The organism is Pedobacter sp., from assembly GCF_035566355.1.
Classification (GTDB): Bacteria; Bacteroidota; Bacteroidia; order Sphingobacteriales; family Sphingobacteriaceae; genus Pedobacter.
Genome location: NZ_DATMRL010000123.1, coordinates 1 through 4,768, shown reverse-complemented (window position 1 = coordinate 4,768; position 4,768 = coordinate 1). Strand labels below are relative to the sequence as shown.

Annotated in this window: 6 protein-coding genes; all 6 read left to right on the top strand. The window is 41.7% G+C overall.

Annotation, left to right across the window (positions count from 1 at the left end; genetic code table 11):
- On the top strand, window positions 1-738 hold a 738-nt coding region (locus VNZ46_RS04820; RefSeq protein WP_349255989.1), incomplete at its 5' end, for a glycosyl hydrolase family 95 catalytic domain-containing protein.
- Between the two features lie 11 nt (window positions 739-749).
- Complete coding sequence (locus VNZ46_RS04815; RefSeq protein WP_325558999.1) at window positions 750-1,982, top strand: glycoside hydrolase family 27 protein; 1,233 nt, start codon at window positions 750-752, stop codon at window positions 1,980-1,982.
- Between the two features lie 81 nt (window positions 1,983-2,063).
- Window positions 2,064-2,783, top strand: a complete 720-nt coding sequence (locus VNZ46_RS04810; RefSeq protein ID WP_325558998.1) for a pirin family protein — start codon at window positions 2,064-2,066, stop codon at window positions 2,781-2,783.
- Between the two features lie 105 nt (window positions 2,784-2,888).
- On the top strand, window positions 2,889-3,131 hold the full coding sequence (locus tag VNZ46_RS04805; RefSeq protein WP_325558997.1) for a hypothetical protein: 243 nt from the start codon (window positions 2,889-2,891) through the stop codon (window positions 3,129-3,131).
- Window positions 3,132-4,481 carry an MFS transporter gene (locus VNZ46_RS04800; protein WP_325558996.1) on the top strand — a complete coding sequence of 450 codons (1,350 nt, stop codon included), beginning with the start codon at window positions 3,132-3,134 and terminating at the stop codon, window positions 4,479-4,481.
- Between the two features lie 105 nt (window positions 4,482-4,586).
- On the top strand, window positions 4,587-4,768 hold a 182-nt coding region (locus VNZ46_RS04795), incomplete at its 3' end, for a hypothetical protein (RefSeq protein WP_325558995.1).

Genomic DNA, 4,768 nt, shown 5'->3' with positions numbered 1-4,768 from the left:
GACAATCAGATTGTAAGGGAATTGTTTGGCAATGTGATTACAGCATCTAAACGATTAAATGTTGACGCGGAATTCAGACAGGAGTTGGAAGAGAAACTAAAATCTGTACCTCCCCCGGGTGTTATTAGTAAAGACGGAAGGATCCAGGAATGGCTGGAAGATTATAAGGAAACTGAACCACAGCATCGTCACATTTCTCATTTGTATGGACTTTACCCAGCCTCTTTAATTACGCCATCATCGACACCGGAGCTTGCAGAGGCGGCAAAGAAAACACTCGAAGTAAGGGGAGACGATGGGCCCAGCTGGAGTATTGCCTATAAACTTTTGTTTTGGGCCAGACTTCATGACGGCAACCGGGCTTTTAAATTGTTCAGAGAAATATTGAAGCCGAAATTTGGAACAGATATCAACTATGGTGCCGGGGGAGGAGTCTATCCAAATATGCTTTCTGCCGGCCCACCTTTTCAAATTGATGGAAACTTCGGGGCTGCAGCAGGTTTTGCTGAAATGCTTTTGCAAAGCCATGATGGTTATATTGAATTGTTACCTGCTCTTCCGGATGCCTGGAAAAAGCAAGGTGATATCAAGGGTTTAAAGGCGAGAGGAAATTTCACTGTGGATTTCAAATGGAAAGAAGGGAAGGTGGTTTCTTACAAGATTTCTTCACCAAAACCAGAAAAAATCAGGATCAAATTAAATGGAAAAATTCAGGAAATATTAACTTCAGTGCTTTAACTTACAAAGAAATGAGAAAAAAAATATTGTATTTACTGCTATTGCTTGTTTTATCGCAGAAACAAACGTTTGCGCAAGTTAAATCTGCTAACGGAAGTATTCTTGCTGCTACACCACCAATGGGCTGGATGACCTGGAATTATTTTGCTGACCAGATCCATGAAAAAGAGATTATGGAAATGGCAGATGCTCTGGTTAAAACGGGCATGCATGATGCGGGATATCATTACATATTTATTGATGATGGATGGCAGGGCGGTAGAGACAACCGGAACAATATCATAGCTGATCCTCAGAAATTTCCTTCGGGGATTAAAGCGCTTTCAGATTACGTACACAGCAAAGGTTTAAAATTAGGTATCTATTCTGATGCTGCACCTTTAACTTGCGCTGGTTATACGGCAAGTTTAGGCTTTGAAGAACAGGATGCCAGAACATTTGCTTCCTGGGGCATTGATTACCTGAAATATGATTATTGCGGTGCACCTTCGGATGCGAAGACTGCAAAACACCGATATAAAACAATGGCAGATGCACTAAGGAAAAGCGGTAGGGAGATAGCTTTTGGGATTTGTGAATGGGGAGACCGTAAACCCTGGTTATGGGCTGCAGAAGCCGGTGGGCAATTGTGGAGAACTACGGGAGATGTAAGGGATAAATGGAAAAGAAGATCGGAGAAAGAAGGAGGAGAGGGAATATTGGACATTATAGATGTAAATGCCGGGCTGGATCAGTACGCTGGTATAGGGCACTGGAATGATATGGATATGCTGGTTGTTGGTCTGAATGGTAAAAAAGGACCATCAGGCGATTTAGGCGGTACTGGATGCACTATTGCAGAGTACCAGAGTCAAATGAGTTTGTGGAGCATGTTAGCTTCTCCTTTGGCGGCTACAAATGATCTTCGTACCATGGATGAACAGACCAAACGGATTTTACTCAATAAAGAAGTGATCCAGCTTAATCAGGATCCTCTGGGAAAACAAGCTGCCCGGAAAGTGAATGATGCTGTTTGGACAATTTTAGTTAAGCCTCTTTCTAACGGCGATTATGCTGTAGCTGTTTTGAACCGAAGTGATGCTGCTCAAACTGCCGAGCTGAAGTTTGCTGATCTGGGGCTGAACGAAGCTTATACAGTAAGAGATCTATGGGCTCATAAAACAGTTGCAAAAGGAAAAAAATGGAAAGGACAGGTAAACAGTCATGAGACGAAGGTATTCCGCCTGAAAAATATCAAATCCTGACGTGATTGATTTCTTACCCTAGATCAATGTGCCAGAACAATTGCTACGGTACATTTGTACTATATAAAAGAAAGGAAATTTATGTCACAATTTGTTTTGCACAGAACTGATACCAGAGGCCATGCCAATCATGGATGGTTAGATGCGCATCATACATTTAGTTTTGCTAATTATTATAATCCTGAAAGGATGAACTTTGGGGTTTTAAGGGTGCTGAATGATGATATTATTGATGGAGGGAGAGGTTTCGGTACACATCCTCATGATAACATGGAGATCATTACTATTCCTTTAACTGGAGCACTGGCACATGAAGACAGTTTAGGCAGCTCATCTACGATCCAGCATGGAGATGTGCAGGTGATGAGTGCTGGTACAGGTGTATATCATAGTGAGTATAATGCAAATAAAGGTGAAGCGGTTAACTTGTTGCAGATCTGGTTGTTTCCAAATGCAAAAAATGTACAGCCTCGTTATGGCCAGATTACATTGAACGTAGAGGAAAGACACAATAATTTTCAGCAAATTCTATCGCCTGATCCGGATGATGCAGGAGTATGGATCCACCAGGATGCCTGGTTCTCTTTGGGTAAATTTGATGAGGGGTTTGAAACTACTTATAAGATTAAAAAAAGTGGGAACGGTGTTTACGCCTTTGTAATCAATGGTGAGGTCACTATAGATGGTCAGGTTTTGAATAAAAGAGATGGATTGGGTGTTTGGGATACAGAATCCATTCAATTTAAAGCAAACACAGCTGGTGCTGAAGTATTGCTCATGGATATCCCGATGAATATATAATGTGTAGATTTAGCCCCCGCAGTTAAAAGCTGTGGGGGCTTTTTATTTTGGATGATGATGCTTACAATTCTTTATATTGGCAGAGATGCTCAAATTACTGCGACCGTGGACCGACTGCTGAATGCAAGAGAAGAGTGGACAGGTTTAACTGCTTGTTCTGATGAAGAGGCTTTGGCCATTTGTTCAGAACAGATGATCGATCTCGTGTTACTGGGAAATGGTATTTTGTATGGTGAGGAACAGGAACTCCGAAAACGCTTACTTCAAATCCATCCATCTCTGAAGATTATTCAGCATTATGGAGGCGGTAGTGGATTGCTTTATGGTGAAATTATGGCGGCGATTTAAATGGATCATGAAAGTTCTTTTGGATGGACAGTAGCCATAACAAGCCTGGCTTTTGTAATTGCCCAGCTTGATGTTTCTATTGTGAATATCGCGTTGCCGCAAATAGCCCTTACCTATAAAGCGAGTGTCAGTACTTTACAATGGGTAATTGATGCTTATACCTTAGCCTTTGCTGTTTTGATGTTGTCTGCTGGAAATTTGAGTGATCTTTTAGGGGCAAAACGAATATTCCAGTTAGGGATGCTTATTTTTGGAATAGCATCAGTGGGCTGTGGCTTTGCTGCCACCTCTACAGTTTTAATTGGATTTAGAGTATTGCAGGGCATCGGTGCTGCTACAATGATTCCCAGTTCCTTAGCCATACTTAATCAGACCTTTGCCCATGATCCGCCTAAACGTGCACGTGCGGTTGGATTATGGACCGCTGCCGGAAGTGCGGCTATTGCCGCCGGGCCGGTTGTTGGAGGATTGATCATGCAGATTAGTGATTGGCGCTTCATTTTCTATGTTAATGTACCGCTTTGCGCGGCTGGAATTTTACTTAGTTTCCGGTTGCCACAAAAGAGCTCCCCCTCTAAGAGAAGTTTTGATATGCCAGGGCAGATAACATGGATGTTGTCTGTTACAGCATTGATTGCTGTAATTATAGAATGGCCAAAACTGGGATTTAAGGATCCCTTAATATTTGGTGGCTTGTTGTTTAGTGCTGTTATGCTGGTTGTCTTTTTGATTCTTGAAAAGAAAGTGAAATTTCCAATGTTGCCGTTGCATCTCTTCCAATCGGCTAATTTCAACCTGCTTCTTTCTGTGGGAGCCGTATTGAATGGTGCCTATTATGGATCCATTTTCATACTGAGCCTTTACCTGCAGAATGTATTGCATTATCCATCACTTAGGGCTGGGCTTGCTTTTCTACCTTTAACTGCAGGTTTCGTTATCTCTAATCTTTTGAGCGGAAGAATCATTAATAAATTTGGCATACGTCGTCCTATTCTGATCGGATTGGCAATGTTTGCTATAGGTTTTTGTGGCCTTTTTATTGCCAAAGCGGATACACCTTACTGGCAGTTATTTGTCCCTTTTTTAGTTATCCCAATGGGGATGGGGCTGGCGGTTCCATCTATGACAACAGGTATTCTGGCCAGTGTAGATAAATCTCTTTCTGGTACCGCGTCGGCAGCACTAAACACGGTGCGCCAGACAGCTGGTGCAATAGGAGTAGCATCTTTCGGTGCAATGGCAATAGGCGGTGATAATGCCATATTGCATGCCATTACGGTAACTGCAGTAATTGCAATAACGTTTACTTTTCTTATACTGACTTTCTGTTTTAAATACCTTAAAGCATAGCTTCCCAGCCTTACTCTTTATATCGCATACTGTTTTGCCAAAATATGGTAGTTTAAATTCACCCGAATTGCAGACCTTCACGCCTATAGGATATATTTATAATTTATGGTTCGTTATTTTTTAGTATTCGTTTTTATTTTGTCTGCTGCATGGGCGAAATCTGAAGCTCCAAAACAGCTTAAGGAAGTGTTTGTTTCAGTCAATGGAAGTGACCATAATTCTGGCACAATACAATCCCCATACCAATCTTTATTTAAAGCCTTATCTGTTTGTCAGGATCTTAAAGG

Excerpts from the sequence above, each read along its gene's own strand:
- VNZ46_RS04800 (WP_325558996.1), top strand. The coding sequence starts at position 3,132 with ATGGATCATGAAAGTTCTTTTGGATGGACAGTAGCCATAACAAGCCTG.
- VNZ46_RS04815 (WP_325558999.1), top strand. The coding sequence starts at position 750 with ATGAGAAAAAAAATATTGTATTTACTGCTATTGCTTGTTTTATCGCAG.
- VNZ46_RS04810 (WP_325558998.1), top strand. The coding sequence starts at position 2,064 with ATGTCACAATTTGTTTTGCACAGAACTGATACCAGAGGCCATGCCAAT.